Raw genomic sequence first — 21,827 nt, 5'->3', positions numbered from 1 at the left:
CAAACGACTGCTTTGAGCCCACTTTGATCAGTGCTTCACGGTGCCCCAATGAGCGTACTGCGGACTAAGCCGACCTTAGGAAATCGAGCGATACATGCATATCCGGTGTCATAAAGCCCGCGCTCATGCTATCCGTCGCAAAAAGGTTTCGGCTGTCGTGACATGCTTGTTTTTGACTTCTGGCGACATGCGTCCCGCAGTACGGCACATCATCGCCCATCGAGGATTGCCAGCAAGTCTGTCGGTGTGTTTTAGAACGAATCGCCAGTAAAGGCCGTCCCATATGTCGGACCAAGGCCCTTTGCCCCAATGGCTCATTTTGCGAACGTAGTTTGAACCGGAAAAGTACGGTTTGGTGGTGATTAAACCGCCATCGGCATGCTGGCTCATCGCGTAGGCATTTGGAACCATTACCCAATCATAGCTGTCGACGAACATTTCCATGAACCAGCGATAGACATGGTCCGGATCAATCTCACACAGAAACATGAAACCGCCCAGTACCATAAGGCGTTCAATGTGATGGCAATACCCGGTTTTGAGTACCCTTTTGATCGTGTCGTCCAGCGGATCAATACCAGTGGTTCCATCATAGAAAGAGCGGGGTATGGGGCGGTGATGGCCCCAATGATTTGTTGTGCGCATCTGCACACCAAGGTCCTCATATGTCGCGCGCATGAACTCGCGCCAGCCAATGATCTGCCGGATGAATCCTTCTACCGAGTTCAGGGGAATGCTCTTTCGATCCGCGTGCGCGAGGGCCGCATCCAAAACTTGTTTGGGCGTCAACAATCCTATGTTCAAAACAGGCGTGAGAACGGCATGCCATAGCCAGTTTTCGCCCCCGACAATGGCGTCTTCATAGTCGCCAAAACGTTCGAACCGCCGCTCCAGAAACTGCGCTAGCCAATCGGATGCAGCTTTATGTGATGTCGGATAATATAGCGTTTCCAGACTGCCCAGTGCATTTGGAAAATCAGCTAGAACGCTCGCTTTTGCGGCTTCATCAACTGCATCATGGTCAGGCCAGTCGATCCGCGGCAGGCTATCCAACAGCGCTTTGGGTACTTTTTTGCGGTTTTCTTCGTCAAAGCTCCACTGTCCGCCAGTCGGTTGACCGCTTTTCATTAACACGTTCAAGCGCCGGCGTTGGCTTTTGTAGAACTCGGCCATGAGCCAACGTTTTCGACCTGCAGACCAATTCAGATTGTCGGCCCGCGTATTCAGAAAGCCGGGTGATGGCTGGATATCAAGCGTGATTTCGGTATTGCTAGCCACCGCGCGAAACCGTCTTTCTGCAATGAAGTCTACTGGATCAGCCAAAACTATTCGGCTGACACCGCGATCGCGCAGACTTTGAAACAATCGCAGACATGCGCCCGGTTCCCGCTCAAAGGGCCATATCGTGGCATCAAGTCCCTTGGCGACCAAGCCGTTGCGATAGCGCGCCATAGAAGCGCGGTGCAGCCAAAGCTTTTGCTTGTGCATCGTGGCTGGATAATGCGCATCGCCAAAGAACAGCGGATCCTCGAAAAGCACAGCAGTGTCTGGCTGGGCGACCAGACCCGGGTGTTGGGCAAACAATTGGTTGGGGAGTAGAAGGGCGGCAGTGGACACGGGTTAAAGTCTTCGTTGGAAGGGCAGGTTCAATTGATCCAAGAGCAATGGGATATTCTTTCGAAGGCCGAAGTATCCGGCCCTTGCATGAGGCCACGTTATCGCGTCGTACGGCCGCATTATCCTGATCAATGATAGACCTGCATCTCTCAATAAGGGTTCCACACGATCCAATCGTGACCGAGTGGGGCCAACAGGCGAGTAGGCTGTTGCAATGGTCGTGACACCCGCATTTCGCGCTGCCTCGATCAGCGGACAACACCAGTCGTCGGCCGATTTTGCGGGTTTTTCGTAGGGTTCAAGGGCGCTGCTGATCGCGCCCTTGGCAAAGTCTTTTGCGGCGTCTCCCATCGGGTTTGGAGACCGGCCATGCGTCGCTAAAAGCCCGATCGCGGTAGCAGGCGATGTCGGCATTACGCTTTCACCTGACAGATCATCCTCCGTCAACAGCAACAGATAAGGACAGTCTGGGGGTGAGCGCGGGCTCGAAAGAGGAATGAGCGGGTGATCTACTTGCTCGGTCAACGGTTCTGCAAATTTGGCGAGGCCTTTTGGTTGAAACCGTCCTTCAGTGTATTTGGCAATATTGTCAGGTCGCGCGAGGTAGGTTTTGCCTTTCGTGTGCAATCCGCCAACCCACCGCCAGCTCAGCGTGTTCGATGAGGGATCGCCATCCAGCAAGTGTCGCAAAAAGAAATCTGCCCCAAGCTGCCACGGTAAACGAAGCGTAAAAATCCAAATTGACGCAAACCACATGCGCGTATGATTATGAAGGTAGCCAGTCGCCACCAGTTCCTGAGCCCAATGATCAAAACAGTCGATGCCTGTATTGCCCTTAACGGCTTCATTGAAGCGGATCTCTAGGCCTTCGTCATTTGCTAGCCGCTCACAAGCGCTCAACAAGTCCCGCTGATATAGTGCCCAGACGCTGGGCCTTTGTTCCAGCCAGCCCTTGAAGTACGTGCGCCAAAACACTTCTTGCACGAACTTTTCTGCCACGTTGAAACCATGCACGGCCAGTACCGTTGCCAGAACCTCTTTCTCCGTTATCAAACGGTGGCGCAGCCACGGCGACAAAGCTGATACATTGCAGCGTCGCTCGGTCCCAAAATCGTAATTCCGCGTAGTTGTATATTGCCGCCCAGTGCGGCCAACGAACTGCTTCAGCCTTTCCAGACCAGTGGTACGTGTAGGTTTGAAGCTGATCGTTTCTTTCGCTTTCGCGAGTTCTAGAAATTTCTCGGTCATGCAGCCGACCTGCATTTTTTTGAGCAGTATTTCACTTCATCCCAAACGTTTTCCCATTTCTTGCGCCAGGTGAAAGGGCGCTGACAGACCGGGCAGATTTTTTGCGGCAAATCGACTTTCTTCCACATTTTCATGACTGCTCCCCCAAAGGCAGGGCGAGTTGCTTTTGATCTTGAGACGCCCGCGGGCCTCTGCGAGCATTCGGTCTTGTCTTTCGGCTTGCGTGTTTTGTCGCGATGGCTCGTGCTTTGGTGCGAAACTCCGCACTTCGGCGGACGCCCCAAACCCGCGCGCGCGCGGCCTTGGCTGCCGCGAGATGGTCAAAAACTGGCTCTGGATAGAGTTTTCCAAGGATTTGCTTCGCGTTTTGAGCTTTCCAGGGTTCGTGGATGTGCTGATCCGCGATTTGGGATAACTCCGGCACCCATGTCCTAATGAACAACCCTTTTGGATCCTGATCATGGCCCTGCTTAACCGGATTATAAATCCGCACAGTATTGATGCCAGTAGTGCCTGATTGCATCTGTACCTGGTTCCAGTGAATGCCTGGTTCGTAGTCAGTAAACATGCGCGCTAAATGCTCCCCCGGGGCCCGCCAATCCAGCCAGAGATGATAACTCGCCGTGGCCATCACCATTGCGCGCATCCGAAAATTGAGCCAGCCGGTCGCTTGCAACGACCGCATGCATGCGTCGAAAAAGGGATACCCGGTTTCGCCGTTGGACCAAGCAGCCAAGAGTTGCGCATCTGGTGCCGTTGGACGAAGACCGTCGTATAGCCGATGCAGGTTTTCAAACTCGATCCGAGGTTCATCCTCAAGTTTCTGAATAAAATGGCAATGCCAATGCAATCGGCCCGAGAACGAGCGAAGCGATTTGCGCCAGTCCTTTGCATGCGGCGGCAATCTGCGTCTTTGCTTTTCAGTAGCTTGCGAAACCTCGCGCATCGAAAGCGCCCCCCAAGCCAGGTAGGGCGATAGCCGCGAACACGCAACGGCCCCCTCCAACGGGCTGGACATTTCGCGTTGGTATCTTTTGCCACGGTGGATCAGAAAGCTGTTCAAGCGTTCCAAACCCGCAGTTCGCCCACCGGCTTGACGACTCGTACATGAATCGTTCCCCAAGCCGAGGTCGCTCCCGGTGGGAATATATCCTGGTTCTATGCTGATATGCTCTAGCGCAACTGGTGAAGAAATGGGCAGAGCCATAAATCTATCCCAACGTTCCGCCCAGCCGTCACGGGATTTGAGCCTGCGAAAAACGCCATGGTTCTGAACTTCGTGCCACCGTACAGCATGATCCCTGCACCATGCAGCGACCTGGCGGTCCCGCTGATACGTCCAACTATTTCCTGTTTCCTCGTGTGACCAAAGGACGTCAATTAGACCACGGTCTTTCAACTCGGAAAGGACCGACACAATTTGCCCGGTGCGAACAACAAGTGGCTGGCCCAGTTTCCCGAGCTCTTTTCGTAAACCAGCGATTGTCTCGGCAACAAAGTCCCACTGCCGTTTTGAAGCGTCGCGTTGCTGCCAAAGCTCTGGTTCAACCACGTAGAGTGGCAGAACTGGCCCGACCTCAGACGCTTGCGCTATTGCCGGATGATCATTTACCCGTAAATCCCGTTTGAACCAAACAACCTGCACGACACCTCCGTTCTTCAAGTATTGTACGTGTGGCCGCAAAGAATGGATCTTTGTTCCAACCCCCTCTCCATTCCGTTGTCGACGCAGCCTTTGCACCGGCGCTATCGGCCTTTTGCACTCGAAGGTTGGAAGTTTCCGCGAACTCACTGATGAGCGTCTGGCCTGAAGAAGGAGACCTAGCCGAAAGTGACATTGTTGTTGACGACACTGAGCCCAAAAACACGATGCCCAGAACCGGATGGCCCAGCTTTATCTCGTTCGAATTCTGATTTCTGAGTACAGGTTAAGAAAAAGACCACCACAACGATCTGTATGCCACCATGCACCTCTGGCGCCATTGGCGGCGAACCCCAGAACATCCGCCCCCAAAGCACCGTTAATGGGAGAAAGCTAAATTTAAACCGAACCATCCAGTTTGCGTATCGAAATCGGTAATCTAGGCTCATGCAGCATATAGCCTCGCCGATCATTCGATACGGAAACCACTGAATTTACTGCCATAGTCATTCTTTTGTGCCGGCGATTTTTAAGTACTCTTCGGCAATCATCGATGTAACTACAAACCTCGCGCCTCATTCAACATATTTGCCGGTACGCCTGCAATTCCAGCGAAGCTGCCGTTAAGTCTGAATTGCAGCATCCCAAGTTGCGACTTCATAGCGCATCTGTGCGCCACAGCTGCCCCCTCTTTTCTTTGGTTTTTGCGCTAGCTCTTACAAATGTAGCGGCGAAACCCAAGAGGTATGGGCAAACAAAATGTACAAAACGGATAATGCTGACGTTGCACTCAATTCTGATGACACCGATCAATCCCTTACTACGGTATACTACGACGGATCATGCGCGCTTTGCTCAGTTGAGATCGGGCATTATGCTTCTTGCCAAGGCGCTGAACACCTGCGGTTTGTCGACGTTTCAGAACCCAATGCTCGTGTTGGTCCAAATCTAACGCGACAAGAAGCGATGAATCGATTCACTGTGCGCCGACCAGATGGAGAACTTGTGTCCGGTGCGCGCGGGTTCGCGGAACTCTGGGATGCTTTACCCAAATGGCGTTGGCTGGCACGCGTGGCAGGCTTACCGGGGGTAACGCCTCTGCTAGAACTTGCATACCGGGTTTTCCTGCCCTTAAGGTCGACGCTTTCAAGCATCGCGTCTTGCTTTGGAGCGAAGCCAGATAACAGGACGAGTTCGTCAACATGATCAACCTAGACTATGGCTATTTCCAAAGGCGGGATTAGCCCGTCAATAACGTTCTCGAATCCGCAATTGGCAACATTCGCGCCTTATTCACGCTTCGTATTGGGTTGGTCACGCTGATCAGTGGCGCAGGTTTGTTATTGTTCGGCTTGTTGGTTTTGCGTGAATAGTGATCGTTCAGGTGATGTACTTTTCGAGAAGAGTCTTCACAGGCAACGAAGCTTTCAATCGAGTGGCCAACAAGAATATCCCCCCAATCTTTCGCTGAAGGTAAAGAGCTTCCATTGGCATTTGGGGTGGGACATACCCGGCCGCGGCCAGGGCCATACCCTCTTCGTTCAAGTGGTTGGAGAGCGTTCTGTCAGCAAAATCAAACTCCTTCGCAGACAGGATTGCGTCGAAAACGCTACGTATCATTCCGAGGATCCTGTTGTCGAATGGGCCATCACCTTCAATAAGCTTCATATGGATGGCAGCGTTACGAAGATCTGCGTCATCCTTACGCAAGCCTGCACGCAGCAGACGTAAATAACCGTCTATTGCAGAGGATTGCAGTGCTCGGGTCGCGCCAAAGTCCAAAAGACCAATCTTGCCATTTGACGGGTTGTATCGGTAGTTGGCGAAGTTCGGATCGCTTTGCATGATACCGAACTGGAAAACCTCACGCAGCGTGAGCTGGACCAAGGCGTCGGATACTCGATTGCGTTCCTCACTGGGCGCATCACTCACCGTTTCGATTGGGAGCCCTTCCAGGAAGGACATCGTTAGAACTTCGGGAGTGCTCCAATCCGGAAAGTACTCCGGGATTTCAAACGCTTCATCATTTTGCAAGAGGTCAGCAAAATGGCGCAGGTGCTGTCCCTCGCGTTCATAATCGGTTTCTTCATGCAGTTGACTGCGCGCCTCTTGGATATACGGATCCAGATCAAAGCTCTTGGGAAGCAAACCTGAGATGCGAACCAGAGCAGCAACATTGGCGACATCGCTGTCGATACTGCGCGCGATACCGGGATATTGCACTTTGATCGCCACATCGCGCCCGTCTTTAATAGTTGCACGATGTACTTGCCCTATGCTTGCAGCCGCTACAGGCCTAACATTGAAAGCTTTGAAGGATTTTCGCCAATCTGGACCCCAGGCTCGATTCAAGACATCACGCAATTGTTTAGGCGGCATGAAATGCGCCTGATCTCGTAAACGCGCCATGATGTCAGCCAGTTCAGACGGCAAGACCTCACCTGCATCCATCGAAATCAACTGACCCACCTTCATCGCGGCCCCTCGCATACGCGCAAGCTGATCCGCGATTCGTGTCACGTTGCCGGGTGTCATCAACAAACCACGCATATCGGGTCGCGCACCGCGACCGATCTCTCTTAGGGCGCGTGCTGCCATGTTCCCCGCAATGCCTGCCGTCATGCTGCTCAAACCGGCAACCCGGACCAAACGGCTTGTAGGAACTGCCAAAGGGGTTGGTGAGGATTTAGGGTCGGTCATCAATACTCACCAAAATTCCGTGCCCGGAGCGCCTTTTATTCGACCCTTCAAGTTTTCGGTGACCCAGCCTCCATAGAAGTCCCCGGGTTGCGGGATCACCCGGTACTCACCAACAAAACAAGCGTCCATAAGTCCGGCATAAAAGGCGAGATAGCCCTTAATCTGTTCAAATCTGGTGGTTGGTGCAGTATAACTCCACGCAGCTTTCTTAGCCTCGGCTGCCCCGCTTTGAATGTCCCAGTAGCTCGCAACACCCTTCCACTCGCAGAATGATCTACCCGAGGCCTTTGTCAGAACGGCATCAATGTCTTGCGGCGGAATATAATACGTGGGGGCGTGGTGGGTTTCGAGAACCTGAAACGCCTGATCGGTTTCCACGATTGTTTGACCGCCGAGCTCGATACGCACCCGATGGGGCACTGCCCGCAGCGCAGGTGGTCGCGGATAGTCTTGGACGTTTTCAGTTGTCCAACATGTCATTTCGAACCTTGGCTATAAATTGTTTGTTCCATTGACGAACTAGCGCGCAACCAGCGCTATTCTAGCGGAAAAGCTTCCAGCACATGGCGGGTGAACTTGCACCATCAAGACGCTCAATGTCAGCTTTGATCGGGCATCACTTTTTGACCGGCCTTGCAGGCCGAGAAGCCGAAATGAGTGTCCTAAATCTACCAGTTCGCCAATAGTTCGCCCATGCGCTCTAGGCCAAGGTCGAGGTTGGCAGCAGTACCTCCCCCCACGCCCAGTCGGATGTGGTTCTGCATCCCGTAAGACGAACCCGGTAAAAGAAATGTCCGATAGGGATCGGCGAGCAAGCGTTTGGCGAAAACGTCGCCATCAATCCCATCGAGCCATGCCAAACCAATCAATCCTGCCTGAGGTTTGACCCAATCGAGGCTGGGTTGATCGGCAACAAACCGATCCAGGCGTTCCAGCGTTTTCATCCCAGCTGCCCGTGCAGTTTTTATAGCCTGATTATATCGGTCAGACCTCAAGGCGATTTCGGCAATGACTTCGCCGAGTATATTCATCATTTCGCTCGAGTTTTCCCGCAGAATAATAGCGTCCCAAATCAGATCTGGATCACGGCATATCATCCAGCCGGTGCGTAGCCCCTGGAGCCCCAGTGCCTTGGAAACGCTGCCCGTCGTGATAGCCCTAGGATACAAACCGGCAATCGAAGGGGCGCGGGATCCGACCCACTCCAATCCTGCATAAACCTCGTCAACAACCAGCCATGCGCCGACACGATCTGCAATTTGAACAAGCCTTTCCAGCTCTGCTTGGGTCATCAACTGCCCGGTGGGGTTATTGGGGTTGGTTATAAAGATGAGCCGCGTGCGTTCTGTTACTGCCGCCTCAACTTCGTCTAGCGGCAATAACCAACCAGCACTCTCTTCTCGGTCGATAACTTTGAGCGTCGCGCCGACTGCCTCTGCCAATACTCCCACTTGTGGCCAGCCCGGGCGTTCCGTTACGACTTCATCGCCCGGTTGGACCAATTGCATGAATGCAAGATAATTGGCTTCTGCTGCGCCAGCGGTGATCAGGACATCGTCTGGCTTGCAAACATCAGACAAGCCGGCGCGGTCCAAGACATGTCGTCGTAATGCAGGCAGACCCCGAAAGCTCTTTTGGTTCCAATCCAACGGCAGCGCTGGATCCAGCGCATCCATGAACTCACCCAAACGCGGCGACTCGGACAAGGAAAACCCAACGAAAGCTTCTGGATCCGCTTCTGTGGTATCCAGTAGGTATTGAAAAAGCGTGTGTATCTTGACTTTCATGCTTTACTCAAAATCTTTGTAGTCAATCAGGGAGATAGTCTGTGCAAGCAGAGGGATTTGTCAAAGGTCGACCGATTGACCTTGCGGTTTTGGACTACGGGCTGTTCAAGGTCCATTCCACTGGCCGCATCATAGGAATCTGCGGGTTTCTGATCCGGACAGATTTGGGAGAAGCAATACTCATCGACACTGGATTTCCTGAAAAATACGCGACAGATACTGACGCCGCAGTCAAAGAAGATCGATTGTTCGAGTTTGGCGAGGTTCTGAAGTGCGAACCAGATAATCTGCCACGCGCACAGCTGGCAAAACTCGGACTCGTTCCGTCGAATATTACGTTGCAGATTTGTACGCACACCCATATCGACCATATCGGGGCATTGGGCGACTTTCCAAGCAGTCCAATTCTTATCTCTGCTGCGGAGCGAGCCTTACCCCGCCCGTTGTACTGGGGCGACATGCGGCCTTTGGAATGGCCCGATCAGAATTACCTCGTTGTTGATGGCGACGTAGAGATTGGGCCGGGTATCTTCGTTTTGATGGCACCCGGTCATGCGCCTGGCCAGATCGCGGTAATGGTCGATCTTCCGTCGGGGCCGATTTTATTAACCAGTGATGCGATTTCCCGACCAGCAGAAATCGACGAGAAGTTTGCCGGGTCTTGGGACGAAGATGCAGCGATTGCCAGCGCAGACAGGTTGATGCGTCTAGCATCCGAGCGAGATGCCTTTGTAATCTATGGGCATTGTCCAAAGCAGTGGCCTGTTCTGAAAAAAGCACCAGAAGTCTACAGATGATCCCACCCCGTGAACCATTTTTCATAAATGCAACGGTGCGCCTAGGAGTTATCTGACGTCGCGCCCTTGGTTCAGAATAATCACATTCCCACTGGAAACATCACCGGCTGGCGAAATGAGAAAACCGACCCAAGAGGCGATTTGCTCAGGTAGCATCGCACGACCATGCGGCATGGCACTAACGGCTTTCTCCAAGACTTCCTCAGTTAATACATTGAACAACGGTGTCTCGGTCATGGCAGGAGCCAGAGAATTCACACAGATCTTTTCCTGTGCGTATCGACGGGCGAGATCTTTCGTAAGAGTATCCAACGCCGCTTTTGACGCCCGGTAGTGCGGAGGGTCGAACACATCGAAATTGTAAGCTCCGTTCGACGAGATATTTACAATCTTTTTGATGCCTTCGCGTTCCAACATTAACTGAACCGCCTGCTGACAACAGTGGAACGCAGAGTTGAAGTTGATTGTCATCTGCTGTTCGAGTTCTTCGGGCGGAATGTGCGGGAAGTCAGACATGTAGCAGGTGCCCGCGTTGTTTACCAAAGCATCCAGACCGCCATACTCTGACCTAATTCCATCAAACGTATGAGCGGTAGCAATGGGATCCGTTAAGTCAACGCAGATAGGCGTGAAATCCGAACCCAGTTCTGTCGCAAGTTCGTCTAGTCGCTCTTCACTGAGGTCCAGCCCAATCACATGAAACCCATTTGTCCGCAATTGGCGACAGATGGCCTGACCCATCCCTCCCGCAGCGCCGGTCACAACCGCTGTTTTCATAATCACTCCTCCAACCATGGCCATATCTGGGGTACTGCGAACTAAAAAATTCGCAACCCTTTCATCCGAAAGCGGTGAAATTCAATTCTCTTCGAATTTGGTGCACGTCCGTTGAGGGCTCAAGCTCGATTTCGCAAAGTCCACTTTCCGCGCGTTTCTAACATTCTTCTGCCCAGATGCTGCGTAGTAGCGAATTGGAGCTTCGTCCGCACAGCGGTCATTGATGCACTACGTTGCGAAAGACTGCTGTGAGCCCAAAGCGGCACTTGAATCGATAGTGGCTATGCTGCGTCTGCAACCCGTATTGCTGATCAAGCGCTGGCTGCATTGTTTGCAGTGCGTGAACGTGCACAATTACGAAAAATGCAGTTGCAGCGAATGTCAGCAAAAAGTGTGTGCCAAGGTGTAAATTCTCATCACGGCCATGGTTTGGTGCCCGCTGCCTCCCTCTTGGGAAATTGCTGCCGTAACCCCCTGCCGGGCAGTGGATGATGGGCGCGGGTCACGGTGCTGTCGATCATATGCAGGTTGTGAGGAATGGCTCCGCTTTGGTTCAAAGTATCCATGTTCGACTTCCATAGAAGGGCTGACAAGTATAGACCTGACAACACCGCTTCAGCGGATCAACAATTTTGCGCAAAACCGCTTGATTGGGAAGGCCCGTTACCGAAGTCCAAACCCTAGCCGACGCGTTGCTCGGCGACGATTTCCCCAAACTTGTCGAAAAACTTGGCTGAAAGTTTTTTTGCAGTCCCTGCAATCAACCGGCTGCCCAATTGCGCTATTTTCCCGCCGATTGTGACCTTGGCACTATAGGATAAAACCGTTTCCTCGCCCTCTGTGCTAAGACGGACATCCGCTCCCCCTTTGGCAAAGCCTGCAGCGCCACCTTTTCCTTCACCAGTCAGGGAAAACTCATCCGGAGCTTTGGAGTTGTCCAACGTCACTTCGCCGCTGAACCGAGCTTTGACGGGGCCGATTTTGAGCACGACTTTGGCCTCCAGGTGCTCGGGAGAACATTGGATCAGTTCCTCACACCCAGGAATGCACTCTCTCAACACATCCGGATCATTCAGCGCTCGGTACACGACGTCACGCGGAGCAGAGATACGGATTTCGTCATTTAGTTCCATTTGAGAGTCCTTTACTCAACAGCATCTTGGGAAAACGCGAAGTGCGGTCTCGGTCGCCTCTTCCGGGGTCTGTTCCGGCTTCACAGTCCGAAGGGATTGCAACCATCTACGCCATTTTTTCATCATGCGCCGTCTCCTCGGAATTGTCTGAATTCCGCCAGAGGATGATCTCGGCGAGGATCGACAGGGCGATTTCGTGCGGGTCGATTCCATGGATATCCAGACCGGCCGGTGACTTGAGCCGACTGGTTTGCTCAGCGGTCAATCCCTGCGCTTCCAACCTCTCGCATAACACCTTGGCCTTGCGGTGGCTCGCGACCATCGAAACGCGTCGTGCTGGCGATTCAAGCGCAGATTTCAGCGCTGCGCCATCGCCCTTCCCTTGTGAGGCGACCACCGCGAAATCGCGTGGTTCAACCCCCAATGCGCTTAGGTCATTTGGATCAAAACCGATGAATTCCACCGAGCTTTCGGAACCTTCAGGCAAGCAAACACGCAACCCGATCAGCGCCGCGTGCGCGGCAAGCGCGTGTGCAATCGGAGACTCTCCGAAAATGATCAAGCGCGGGGCGTGCTGATAGGGTTCGATTAGCAAATCGACCGTTCCGCCCGAAGGACAACCGCTTTTGAAGGTCTCAACACCATCCGCGTCTGTCATCGCCACTACCTTGTCTGAAGGTTTCACGCGGATCATTTTCGGAGTTCCACCCGCAAGTGCCTCCTGCGCCGATGCGCGTACAACGCGCTGCACGCACGCTCCGCCCAGATGCCCCAAAATACAGCCGTCCCGCATGATCACGGCCTTACCACCTGCCTTGGCCGAAGTTGCGTCGGCAGTGCGAAGGACCGTTGCCACGCAAAAGGCATCGCCCTTTTTGCGCAACTCCTCAATCGTGTCGAAAATGTCGAAACCTGCCATCGACGTGTCCTTTCACAGTTTTCGGAATTCGGGTTCCAACGCCGCCAGCGCGTCGAGCGTGTTGGCCGGCAGGTGTGCATCCAGATAAGGTTCTGCAGCCTGCATGGCGGCGGCAATGGGCTGATAGTCTTTCCATCCTTTAAGAGGATTCAGCCAAACAATCCGCCGCGCCTTGCGCCGAATCCGAGCCAGAGCATCTCCCAGGGCCTCAGGCGACTCGCTGCAATAACCGTCTGAGAGGATCAATACGATCGTCCGCCCGTTCAATGCGCGAGCACCATATTCGTTCAGAAACCTCTCAAGGCTTCCCGAGATGTCTGTCCCACCGCCGAACCCTTCGGCCATGAGTGATAACCGGCCGGCTGCGCGCAGCGTGTCATGATCGCGCAGCGCATCAGTCACCCGCATCAAACGGGTGTGAAAGAGATAGGCGTCCGCCTCTGTTCCACTACCGATCAGACCTTTGAGGAAGGCCAGAAAAACCCGCGAATAGACCGTCATCGATCCACTAACATCGCACAACGCCACGATCCGCACTGGGCGCGGCGGACGGGCGCGACGGTACAGGTCCATTGGCTCTCCGCCCCGCGCAAGGCTGGCCCGCTGTATGCGACGCATATCCAGAGCCGGTCCACGTAACGCTTGTTTCTGCCGACGCGAGCGGCGATCGCGGATCGCACGCGCGATGGCGGTTGCGGCCTGTTCCGCCTGCCTCAGCGCGTCTTCATCCATCAACTCGCGCAAATCCCGGCGCGACAGGTTGGCCGTACGGGTCGCAATCAGCTTCCCGTCTCTCCCCATTGCCTCCCCATCGCCGGACTCGGGTGCGGTGGCCTGATCCGCATCGGTCTCGGATTCCTGAACATCCTGGCTCTCTTGCTGCCAGATCATCGGCTTGGCGGATTGGACCCGCACATGAGTCGTTTGGGCGGTTCCAGTGCGTTGCTTGCCGGTGTTGAACCAATAGGCTTCGAACAGGTCATCGAACCGCCGCCAATCGTCGGCGTCACCGGCCAGCAACACGCAAAGCGCCTGCTGGGCCTGTCTGACATCCATCGCCTCGACCGCCGACAGCGCAGCCAATGCATCCCCCGTTTCAGCCGGCCCGACGCGTAGTCCGTTCATACGCAAATGCGCGATGAAACCGGACATTCGTTCCGACAAACCAGATGCGCGAGCGGGGAACCGGGTGACCTGCATCACGCCACCTTTCCGATCAAACGATCCGTCACCTCGGGCGGAGCAGCGTCGTAATCGGCGGCGGTTTTCAGAAGGCAAACCAACGTGGCTTGAACCTCTTCGCGGGACTGCGCCATGTCGTTTACACCCAGCCCCGAAAGGGCCGCCGCCCAGTCCAACATTTCGGCAATGCCGGGGGTCTTCTCCAAGTCTTCTTTGCGCAGCGCCTGCACAACGCCAACAATCTGGCGCGCCAACAGCCCTTCAACTTCGGGCACGCGGGCTTTCAGGATCGCCAATTCCGTTTCGCGCGATGGGTAGTCAAGGAAACTATACAGGCAACGACGCCGCAGCGCGTCCGAAAGGTCCCGCGTCCCATTCGCCGTCAGGATCACGATGGGCCGCGAACGCGCCTTGATGGTGCCAAGCTCGGGGATGGTGATCTGAAAGTCCGACAAAATCTCAAGCAGATAGGCCTCAAACTCCTCATCCGCGCGGTCGATTTCATCGATCAGAAGAACAGGTGGTTCTTCTTCGCTGATCGCTTCTAGTAAAGGTCGCTTCAGCAAATAGTCATCGGTGAATAGCTGGGCCTCGCTGGTGCCACCCTGTGCCTCGCTTGCACGAATAGCCAGCAACTGGCGCTGGTAATTCCATTCATATATCGCGTGGCTAGCATCCAGCCCTTCGTAGCATTGCAATCGGATCAACCGCGCCGCGCGCTGTGCCGCCAACGCCTTTGCGACCTCTGTTTTTCCGACCCCAGCTGGCCCTTCCAACAGCAGCGGACGCCCAAGCAACTGCGCCAGATGAAGCGCCATCGCCAATCGGTCGTCGGCAACGTAGCCCACCTCGGCCAAGCCTTGCTGAATGTGCTGCAAGCTCATGCAATTCTCCCGGATTGCCGCCGCGACGTATTCCAGCGCCGCAGCTTTTCCTGTTAGCCGTGCATTCCCAGACCGTTGGCGATCTTCCAGATACGCCAGTGGTCATGTGGCATGTGGCTCTGAACAAGGCCAAACGGACGGAAGGCATCATGCACCGCGTTCGAGAACGCAGGAACGCCACCGACATTCGGGCTTTCGCCAACGCCTTTTGCACCGATCGGGTGGTGCGGAGACGGCGTCACCGTGTGATCGGTGGTGTAGTTGGGCGTCTCCCACGCGGTGGGCAAGAAGAAGTCCATCAACGTACCGGTCTTGACGTTACCCATCTCATCATACGCGATTTCCTGACCCATAGCGATTGCTAGAGCCTCGGTCACGCCGCCATGGACCTGACCTTCGATGATCATGGGGTTGATCCGGGTCCCGCAATCGTCCAGCGCATAGAACTGCCGGACCTCCCATTCGCCGGTATCGACGTCGATCTCCATGACGCAGATATAGGCCCCGAACGGGTAGGTCATGTTCGGCGGGTCATAGTAGCTTACGGCCTCCAGACCGGGTTCCAGCCCCGGAATCGCCTGATTATATGCGGCAAAGGCGATTTCTTTCATCGTCTTGAACCGCTCAGGCGCACCTTTGACCGAGAACCGATCCACGTCCCATTCGACATCGTCATCGTGGACCTCAAGCAAGTAAGCCGCGATCATCTGTGCCTTGGCGCGGATTTTGCGGGCGGCCATCGCCGTTGCCGCACCGGCCACAGGTGTCGACCGAGACCCATAGGTGCCAAGCCCATAAGGCGCGGTATCAGTGTCGCCTTCTTCCAGCGTGATGTCATCGGCAGGCAGGCCGATCTCGCTGGCGATAATCTGGGCGAAGGTCGTTGCATGACCCTGACCCTGACTGATCGTCCCCAACCGTGCGATGGCGGAACCGGTTGGGTGGATCCGGATTTCGCATGAGTCGAACATTCCCAACCCAAGGATATCGCAGTTCTTGACCGGTCCAGCCCCGACAATTTCGGTGAAATGCGTCAGGCCGATGCCCAGCAGTTTGCGGGTCTTTCCGGCTTTGAAGTCCTCGATCCGTTGCGCCTGTTCCGCCCGCAGACCTTCATAGTCGACAGCTTTCAGCGCCTTGTCCCAAGCGGTGTGATAATCGCCCGAGTCATACTCCCAGCCCAGCGCGGACTGATAAGGGAACTGATCGGCCTTGATGAAGTTGATCCGGCGTAGCTCGGCCGCGTCCATGTTCAGCTTGATGGCCAGAACCTCGATCATCCGCTCGATGAAATAGGCGGCCTCGGTCACCCGGAACGAGCAACGATAGGCGACACCGCCCGGTGCCTTGTTGGTGTAAACCCCATCCACAGCCAGATAAGCCGTAGGAATGTCGTAGGACCCGGTGCAGATGTTCATGAAACCGGCCGGGAATTTGGTCGGATCGGCACAAGCGTCAAATCCACCATGATCCGCTGTGGTGTGGCACCAGAGACCGGTGATCTTGCCATCCTTGGTCGCGGCGATCTTGCCCTGCATCCAGTAATCGCGGGCAAAGGCGGTGGACATAAGGTTTTCCATCCGATTCTCGACCCATTTCACCGGCTGGCCGGTGACTATCGAGGCGACAACCGAGCAGACATAGCCCGCATAGGCACCAACTTTGTTACCAAAGCCGCCACCGATATCAGGGCTGATCACCCGGATATTGTGCTCGGCCAGACCCGAGATTAGCGACACAACAGTCCGGATCGCGTGCGGGGCTTGGAAAGTGCCGTAAAGTGTCAGCTTGCCGGTTACCTTATCCATCGAGGCAACACAGCCGCATGTTTCCAGCGGACATGGGTGAGTCCGGTGGTAATAAACCATCTCTTCGGCCACGACATCGGCCTCGCCCAGAACGGCTTCGGTCGCGTCTTTGTCGCCTTGCTCCCACGTGAAAATGTGGTTGTGGTGTTTACGCGGGCCATGCGCGCCCTCGGTCTGACCCGCAAGGTCTTCACGCAAAACCACGTCCGATTTCAACGCCTCGAACGGGTCGGTCAGGACCTGCAGTTCTTCGTAGTCGACCTCAACCAGCTCTGCCGCATCGGCGGCGATGTACCGATTTTCGGCGACGACATACGCGACTTCCTGGCCCTGGAATAAAACTTTGCCATCGGCCAGAACCATTTGCTTATCACCGGCCAGCGTCGGCATCCAATGCAGACCCAGTGGAGCCAGATCCTCGGCTGTCAAAACGGCAACAACACCGGGCACAGCCAACGCGGCCTCTTTGTTCACACTGACAACGCGAGCGTGGGCATAAGGCGACCGGACAAATGCGCCGAACAGCATCCCGTCCAGCTTGATGTCATCGACATAGTTCCCCTTGCCCTGGGTAAAGCGCACATCCTCGACACGTTTGCGCGAGCTTCCCATCCCTTTGAGGTTGGCGGCGCGCTCTTCGGGGGTCATAGTTTGATCGTTCATTCCGCGGCCTCCTTCTGAGCATTGAGCATGTCAGCCGAGGCTGAGATCGCCTTGACGATGTTCTGATACCCGGTACAGCGGCAGAGGTTCCCCGCCATGCCAAAGCGGATTTCTTCCTCAGTCGGATTCGGGTTTTCCTGCAGCAGGCGATGCGCGCGGGTGATCATGCCCGGCGTGCAGAAGCCGCACTGTAGCCCGTGATGTTCGCGGAACATTTCCTGCAGAACACCCAGGCTGCCATCGTCATTGGTCAGGCCTTCGACAGTGGTAATATCAGCACCGTTTACTTGCGCGACAAAGGTCGTGCAGGATTTGACGGATTTACCGTCGATATCCACGGTGCAGGCGCCGCAATGGCTGGTCTCGCACCCAATATGAGGACCGGTGATTTTCAGATCTTCCCGCAGGAAGTGGATCAACAGCGTGCGCGGCTCAGCCAGACCTTCGACCTGCTTGCCGTTCACGGTGAGTTTGACGTGCATTTTCGACATGAGTGTTTCTCCCCTCAGACCGCACGGCTTTGAGCACGGTCGATGGCGCGGCGCAGCATCACAGCAGCCACGTGTTTCTTGAATTCGACGGGGCCGCGGTTGTCAGCGACCGGGTCGATCGCGTCGAGCATCGCGGCGACACAGCCGCTGACGTCTCCGTCGGCCAGCGCATTGCTTGCGCTCTCGGACCAGATGGGGGTGTCTGCCAGATTGGTCATCGCAACCGAGGCCTGACCGTTGCCAACCATCACAGCAGCCGCAGCGGTCGCATAGTCGCCGATCTTGCGTTTCTGTTTTTCATAGGCCTGACCAACGCCCGCGCCCGGCACGGGGATTGAAATCCGGGTGAGGATTTCCTCATCCTCACGAGCGGTAAAGTACGCCGCCTCGTAGAACTCTCGTGCCGCCACGCGGCGGGTGCCGTCAGGGCCGGAAAGCTCGAATGTCGCGTTCATGCATTGCATCAGCCCGGGCATGTCGTTGCCGGGATCGCCATTGGCGACATTGCCGCCGACAGTCCCCATGTAACGCACCTGAGGGTCCGCAATCTGCAGAGCAGCCTCGCGGATCAGCGGAATGGCGGTAGCCAGACCATCATGGGTGATCAATTCATGCTGCGTAACCATCGCGCCAAGCGAGACGGTTTCCGACCCAATCTGGATGCCTTTCAATTCCTCAATGGCCTGCAGATCAACCAGATGGCCCATCTCGGCCATGCGTAGCTTCATCATGGGGATCAGGCTGTGCCCGCCCGCGATCACGCGCGCTTCATCTCCGTTTTCCTGTAGAATGCCAATGGCCGAGGCGATATCGCCTGGCCGGTGATACTCAAAACCGGCTGGTATCATATTTTTCCTCCCTGGGTCCAAGCGGTGTGCCTTGGGGATCCTGCGAGGTAGGAAAGAACGTGTGACTTAAGGCTTCCAGCGATCGGGAACAGGTCGCGCTGCTTGTTTCACGAAATGCGAATAGGTTGCACGAACTGCGATCAAAGGCCAAGCGCCTCGCGAATGTCTGTTAAACGGGATCGGCTGACCGGTACCTTTGTCAACGCGTTGACGCCGTCGAAATAACAGGTGCCGTTGTCTTTGTGACGTTCAAAGCTAGAGACGTGTTTGGGGTTCACCAGATAGCTGCGATGGGCACGCAAAAACCCGTCTGGTTTCAGGCGGTTCTCGGCCTCGGTGATCGACCAAGGGCAGAACAGTTTTTCAGCACCCATATAGAGAACGGTATAATGCCCCTCGGCCCGAATGGCGGCGATGCGGTTGGGTTCGGCGAAAAAAGTCTGACCCTCGCGCTCGAATGGAACACCGGCACGCAGGGCTGCTGGTTCAGCAGTGCGTTCGGGTGTAGGCGCCTCCTTTGGTTCGATGAACGAGATTCCCGTCAGCAGGAACGCTCCGCAAATCAGAAACACCGAAACGGTGACACCCATCGCCAGAACCTGATTGTCCAGCGCAGGTCCCGCGCCACCGGCGCTATCGCTGGCGACAAAATCGGTCAGCCCGGTGGCCACAAAATGCATGGTAAACACGGCCAGCCCAAAGCAGACCGTACCCAAAAGAATATTGCGCTGCGTGCGATTACCATAGGCGACCCAGATGGCCGCAACCGACAGTATCACCGAAGCCAACGTCGCCAACACCACATCCAATGCATTATAGACGGGACGGCACAGCTGCATTCCAGCCATTCCGATATAGTGCATCACCACGATCCCCAGGCCCACGATCACCCCAGACCCGATCATGATCTGGGGCGTGCGCGGGCGAAAATGCAGCAGCAAAAGCGCCAGTCCAACCATCAGGATCGCGACCAGAGCAGAAATCAGTGTGATCAGAGCGTCATAGTAAAACAGGATCGGCAGTTGCAGACCCAGCATGGCGACAAAATGCATCGACCAGATGCCGCCACCCAGAACGACTGCCGCCAGAGCAACCACAAGCTTACGCCGCTGACTGTCTAGCTGGGATGCACCATGGGTCAGATACAGCCCGGTAAATCCCGCCATCAGCGACACGGCCAAAGAGGCCGCCACAAGCCAGGCGTTGTGCGAATAGTCCAGCATATAGGTGTACCCGCCCTCCCCAGCGCGTGTCTGACGTTAGCAAACTGAAATTCCCGGCACAATCTACTCTGACCGGACCGCAGCAGCACGCGCAGAGGAATTCGAACCGATCTCAGTGAGGCTTGCAAAGCTGTCTTTTGTCCGGCACTGAGTTCGCGCCATTCGGCAGCAACACCGGAACGTGTTTGCACGAAAATGTCCTGGCTAGAGAGGGATCACTCCTAGTTAAAGTGATTGCGGATTAAGGCAAGAAAGGTGGCGATTACTGGACATCCAATTCAAGTTGAGTCCAAGCAAGCTTCACCGCTAAAGACAATTTGCCTGCCTCCTACGGCTACCGACCTATCCAGACGATCACGATTTAGAGTACGGGCCAGACCGGAGCAAAGATCCAATAGGCCCGAAGGCTACGTGACCAAACAGGCGCTAACGCGTTTGAACACTTTGCGAATACACTGTCCATTTTCGGATCACTATATCGCCTTGCGACCGGCCACGTGCCTTTTTTCCAGATCTCAGGCCGTGCCTCAGCCTGCTATCAGATAGGGGATTTTCCTTGTTGAAGCATAGTGCTGACAAATCGGCTGCGCGTCGGCTTCCAATTTTCACTTTTCAAGCAGAAGATAGTTCGCGAAGTCCGCTTCGGGCTGGAATTGGCAGCTCGCGGCCCAATCCGGACCTTCGCGGAGTATTCAAGATGCCGCGGTCGCGGCCTGCCAAAGCTGATGGGGTGGATGGCTCCTGCTCCAACCGGCGTCGCAATGCGCCATAGTGCAGGTGTCGAAGTCTGCTCATGAGAGGAGCCACCCGATGCAAGTTACCACGATCGGCTTGGATCTGGTGAAGAACGTGTTTCAGGTCCACGGAATTGCTGAAGATGACAGTATCGTCTTCAACAAACCGCTGCGACACGTACAAGTTTTGCCATTCTTTGCGAAGTTGGAACCCTGCTTGATTGGCATGGAGTCCTGCAGCACGGCTCACCATTGGGCTCGTGAGTTACGGGCGTTGAGCCACGAAGTACGTCTGATCCCGCCCATGTACGTGAAGCCATACGTCAAACGTGGGAAGTCAGATGCCATTGATGCACAGGCAATCTGCGAAGCGGTGACCCGGCCCACCATGCGCTTCGTGGCGATCAAGACTGTGGAACAACAATCCCTTCTGTCGCTGCATCGTGCGCGTGACTTACTGGTCCGGCAAAGGACGCAACTGATCAACGGTTTGCGCGGATTGGTCGCCGAGTTTGGCGTTTACATCCCAAGAGCCTAGCCCGTGTGATCAGCTTTGCCGAAGACATCACGCTTGGTGAAGTTATCGACCTGCCCGACGTTGCCAACGAGGTGATACTCAACCTGTCCGAGCAACTCATGGCGTTGCACAAGCGTATCCGCTGGTATGAAGAACGTCTGAAACAAGTAGCCAAAGAAGATGAGCGGGTGCGTCTGCTGCGCACGATCCCCGGTGTCGGCGCTGTGACGGCCTCCGCGATCATTGCCAGCATCGGAGACGGCCACCAATTCAGGAATGGTCGGGAGTTTGCTGCCTGGCTGGGCCTGACACCCGCGAACAAGTCCAGCGGCGGGAAAGAAAAACTGGGGCGGATCACGAAGATGGGTGATCAGTATCTCAGGCAACTTCTCGTTGTCGGCATGACATCACTCGTCCGACAAACCCGGTCGCACCCTGAGCGTGCCAACAAATGGCTGACAGTGTTGCTCGAACGCAAACCCGCCCGCTTAGCCACGGTCGCAATGGCCAACAAGACAGCCCGGATCGTATGGGCCGTCCTCACGCGCGATGAACCCTGGAGCCCACGTCCAGCTACTTAAGAGGCTGAGAGGAAGGGAACAATAATAAGTTAGCAAGACTCGCGAGATGATGGTGCATAAGTTAGCCGCTAAAACTAGGATACTCCACCGAATGGCTCGGACATTGCAGCCCGCAAAGTTGATAGGAACTTGGTTTGCGGAACCCATCAGAGCCAGCGGTCAAAACCGCGCAAACAGGCCGGACACATGACTGCTTCTGACGAATGCACAAATCGGATCAAAAATGTCTTGCTAAGCAGGAGCCATCCACACACGCTATTCGCTGCTTGCGCATGA

At 55.2% G+C, this 21,827-nt stretch carries 18 protein-coding genes and 1 pseudogene; 3 read left to right on the top strand and 16 right to left on the bottom strand.

Annotation, left to right across the window (positions count from 1 at the left end; translation table 11 throughout):
- Positions 1-123 precede the first annotated feature (123 nt).
- Genes ACR0MQ_RS06745 through ACR0MQ_RS06730 form a run of 4 tightly spaced genes read right to left on the bottom strand, consistent with a single transcriptional unit; the run spans position 124 to position 4,510 of the window.
- Entirely contained in the window at positions 124-1,617 is a 1,494-nt protein-coding gene (locus ACR0MQ_RS06745) for a cryptochrome/photolyase family protein (protein ID WP_170774743.1), read from the bottom strand.
- A 3-nt stretch (positions 1,618-1,620) separates the two neighbouring features.
- On the bottom strand, positions 1,621-2,865 hold the full coding sequence (locus ACR0MQ_RS06740) for an FAD-binding domain-containing protein (RefSeq protein ID WP_480606818.1): 1,245 nt from the start codon (positions 2,863-2,865) through the stop codon (positions 1,621-1,623).
- Complete coding sequence (locus ACR0MQ_RS06735; RefSeq protein WP_480607311.1) at positions 2,862-2,993, bottom strand: DUF2256 domain-containing protein; 132 nt, start codon at positions 2,991-2,993, stop codon at positions 2,862-2,864. Before ACR0MQ_RS06735 ends, ACR0MQ_RS06740 begins: the two co-directional genes overlap by 4 nt.
- A gap of 2 nt (positions 2,994-2,995) precedes the next feature.
- Positions 2,996-4,510 carry a cryptochrome/photolyase family protein gene (locus ACR0MQ_RS06730; protein WP_170774749.1) on the bottom strand — a complete coding sequence of 505 codons (1,515 nt, stop codon included), beginning with the start codon at positions 4,508-4,510 and terminating at the stop codon, positions 2,996-2,998.
- A 756-nt stretch (positions 4,511-5,266) separates the two neighbouring features.
- Here ACR0MQ_RS06730 and ACR0MQ_RS06725 point away from each other — a divergent pair.
- Complete coding sequence (locus ACR0MQ_RS06725; protein WP_480606815.1) at positions 5,267-5,713, top strand: thiol-disulfide oxidoreductase DCC family protein; 447 nt, start codon at positions 5,267-5,269, stop codon at positions 5,711-5,713.
- Positions 5,714-5,887: 174 nt separating this feature from the next.
- Here the strand turns inward: ACR0MQ_RS06725 and ACR0MQ_RS06720 are convergent, their stop codons facing one another.
- The 3 genes from ACR0MQ_RS06720 to ACR0MQ_RS06710 form a co-directional block, all read right to left on the bottom strand.
- Positions 5,888-6,940: an ABC1 kinase family protein gene (locus ACR0MQ_RS06720; protein WP_480606812.1), complete on the bottom strand. Its 1,053-nt coding sequence runs from the start codon at positions 6,938-6,940 to the stop codon at positions 5,888-5,890.
- 273 nt (positions 6,941-7,213) lie between these two features.
- Positions 7,214-7,687 carry a DUF427 domain-containing protein gene (locus ACR0MQ_RS06715; RefSeq protein WP_170471679.1) on the bottom strand — a complete coding sequence of 158 codons (474 nt, stop codon included), beginning with the start codon at positions 7,685-7,687 and terminating at the stop codon, positions 7,214-7,216.
- Positions 7,688-7,875: 188 nt separating this feature from the next.
- Positions 7,876-8,994, bottom strand: a complete 1,119-nt coding sequence (locus ACR0MQ_RS06710) for a pyridoxal phosphate-dependent aminotransferase (protein WP_480606809.1) — start codon at positions 8,992-8,994, stop codon at positions 7,876-7,878.
- 41 nt (positions 8,995-9,035) lie between these two features.
- Between ACR0MQ_RS06710 and ACR0MQ_RS06705 the strand changes: the two genes are divergently transcribed.
- Positions 9,036-9,791 carry an N-acyl homoserine lactonase family protein gene (locus ACR0MQ_RS06705; protein ID WP_480606806.1) on the top strand — a complete coding sequence of 252 codons (756 nt, stop codon included), beginning with the start codon at positions 9,036-9,038 and terminating at the stop codon, positions 9,789-9,791.
- A 48-nt stretch (positions 9,792-9,839) separates the two neighbouring features.
- Here the strand turns inward: ACR0MQ_RS06705 and ACR0MQ_RS06700 are convergent, their stop codons facing one another.
- The 9 genes from ACR0MQ_RS06700 to ACR0MQ_RS06660 all read right to left on the bottom strand — a co-directional run bounded on the left by ACR0MQ_RS06700 (position 9,840) and on the right by ACR0MQ_RS06660 (position 19,719).
- Positions 9,840-10,568 carry an SDR family oxidoreductase gene (locus tag ACR0MQ_RS06700; protein WP_170774757.1) on the bottom strand — a complete coding sequence of 243 codons (729 nt, stop codon included), beginning with the start codon at positions 10,566-10,568 and terminating at the stop codon, positions 9,840-9,842.
- A gap of 680 nt (positions 10,569-11,248) precedes the next feature.
- Positions 11,249-11,701 carry an SRPBCC family protein gene (locus ACR0MQ_RS06695; RefSeq protein WP_480606803.1) on the bottom strand — a complete coding sequence of 151 codons (453 nt, stop codon included), beginning with the start codon at positions 11,699-11,701 and terminating at the stop codon, positions 11,249-11,251.
- Between the two features lie 106 nt (positions 11,702-11,807).
- Positions 11,808-12,620, bottom strand: a complete 813-nt coding sequence (locus tag ACR0MQ_RS06690) for an XdhC family protein (protein ID WP_480606800.1) — start codon at positions 12,618-12,620, stop codon at positions 11,808-11,810.
- 12 nt (positions 12,621-12,632) lie between these two features.
- A complete protein-coding gene (locus ACR0MQ_RS06685) occupies positions 12,633-13,820 on the bottom strand; it encodes a vWA domain-containing protein (protein WP_480607308.1) in 1,188 nt (395 codons plus the stop codon).
- Complete coding sequence (locus ACR0MQ_RS06680; RefSeq protein ID WP_170774777.1) at positions 13,820-14,686, bottom strand: AAA family ATPase; 867 nt, start codon at positions 14,684-14,686, stop codon at positions 13,820-13,822. Before ACR0MQ_RS06680 ends, ACR0MQ_RS06685 begins: the two co-directional genes overlap by 1 nt.
- Positions 14,687-14,739: 53 nt before the next feature.
- Positions 14,740-17,157, bottom strand: a complete 2,418-nt coding sequence (locus tag ACR0MQ_RS06675) for an aerobic carbon-monoxide dehydrogenase large subunit (protein ID WP_170774778.1) — start codon at positions 17,155-17,157, stop codon at positions 14,740-14,742.
- Entirely contained in the window at positions 17,154-17,648 is a 495-nt protein-coding gene (locus ACR0MQ_RS06670) for a (2Fe-2S)-binding protein (RefSeq protein ID WP_093963851.1), read from the bottom strand. The genes ACR0MQ_RS06675 and ACR0MQ_RS06670 overlap by 4 nt, the downstream gene beginning before the upstream one ends.
- Positions 17,649-17,662: 14 nt before the next feature.
- A complete protein-coding gene (locus tag ACR0MQ_RS06665; RefSeq protein WP_170774780.1) occupies positions 17,663-18,496 on the bottom strand; it encodes an FAD binding domain-containing protein in 834 nt (277 codons plus the stop codon).
- 140 nt (positions 18,497-18,636) lie between these two features.
- Positions 18,637-19,719, bottom strand: coding sequence for an MHYT domain-containing protein (locus tag ACR0MQ_RS06660; protein ID WP_170774782.1), 1,083 nt, complete (start codon positions 19,717-19,719; stop codon positions 18,637-18,639).
- A gap of 810 nt (positions 19,720-20,529) precedes the next feature.
- Between ACR0MQ_RS06660 and ACR0MQ_RS06655 the strand changes: the two are divergent.
- Positions 20,530-21,551 (top strand): annotated as a pseudogene (locus tag ACR0MQ_RS06655) (IS110 family RNA-guided transposase).
- Positions 21,552-21,827 lie beyond the last annotated feature (276 nt).

The sequence above is a fragment of the Ruegeria sp. AN6 genome (assembly GCF_056540425.1).
Note: the sequence above shows the minus strand (reverse complement) of the source record. Positions and strands in the feature narration are given on the sequence as shown.

What these genes read in the sequence shown, in the direction of transcription:
- ACR0MQ_RS06740 (WP_480606818.1), bottom strand. Translation starts at nt 2,865, where the DNA reads ATGACCGAGAAATTTCTAGAACTCGCGAAAGCGAAAGAAACGATCAGC.
- ACR0MQ_RS06735 (WP_480607311.1), bottom strand. Translation starts at nt 2,993, where the DNA reads ATGTGGAAGAAAGTCGATTTGCCGCAAAAAATCTGCCCGGTCTGTCAG.
- ACR0MQ_RS06725 (WP_480606815.1), top strand. Translation starts at nt 5,267, where the DNA reads ATGTACAAAACGGATAATGCTGACGTTGCACTCAATTCTGATGACACC.
- ACR0MQ_RS06715 (WP_170471679.1), bottom strand. Translation starts at nt 7,687, where the DNA reads ATGACATGTTGGACAACTGAAAACGTCCAAGACTATCCGCGACCACCT.
- ACR0MQ_RS06710 (WP_480606809.1), bottom strand. Translation starts at nt 8,994, where the DNA reads ATGAAAGTCAAGATACACACGCTTTTTCAATACCTACTGGATACCACA.
- ACR0MQ_RS06700 (WP_170774757.1), bottom strand. Translation starts at nt 10,568, where the DNA reads ATGAAAACAGCGGTTGTGACCGGCGCTGCGGGAGGGATGGGTCAGGCC.
- ACR0MQ_RS06695 (WP_480606803.1), bottom strand. Translation starts at nt 11,701, where the DNA reads ATGGAACTAAATGACGAAATCCGTATCTCTGCTCCGCGTGACGTCGTG.
- ACR0MQ_RS06690 (WP_480606800.1), bottom strand. Translation starts at nt 12,620, where the DNA reads ATGGCAGGTTTCGACATTTTCGACACGATTGAGGAGTTGCGCAAAAAG.
- ACR0MQ_RS06685 (WP_480607308.1), bottom strand. Translation starts at nt 13,820, where the DNA reads ATGCAGGTCACCCGGTTCCCCGCTCGCGCATCTGGTTTGTCGGAACGA.
- ACR0MQ_RS06680 (WP_170774777.1), bottom strand. Translation starts at nt 14,686, where the DNA reads ATGAGCTTGCAGCACATTCAGCAAGGCTTGGCCGAGGTGGGCTACGTT.
- ACR0MQ_RS06675 (WP_170774778.1), bottom strand. Translation starts at nt 17,157, where the DNA reads ATGAACGATCAAACTATGACCCCCGAAGAGCGCGCCGCCAACCTCAAA.
- ACR0MQ_RS06670 (WP_093963851.1), bottom strand. Translation starts at nt 17,648, where the DNA reads ATGTCGAAAATGCACGTCAAACTCACCGTGAACGGCAAGCAGGTCGAA.
- ACR0MQ_RS06665 (WP_170774780.1), bottom strand. Translation starts at nt 18,496, where the DNA reads ATGATACCAGCCGGTTTTGAGTATCACCGGCCAGGCGATATCGCCTCG.
- ACR0MQ_RS06660 (WP_170774782.1), bottom strand. Translation starts at nt 19,719, where the DNA reads ATGCTGGACTATTCGCACAACGCCTGGCTTGTGGCGGCCTCTTTGGCC.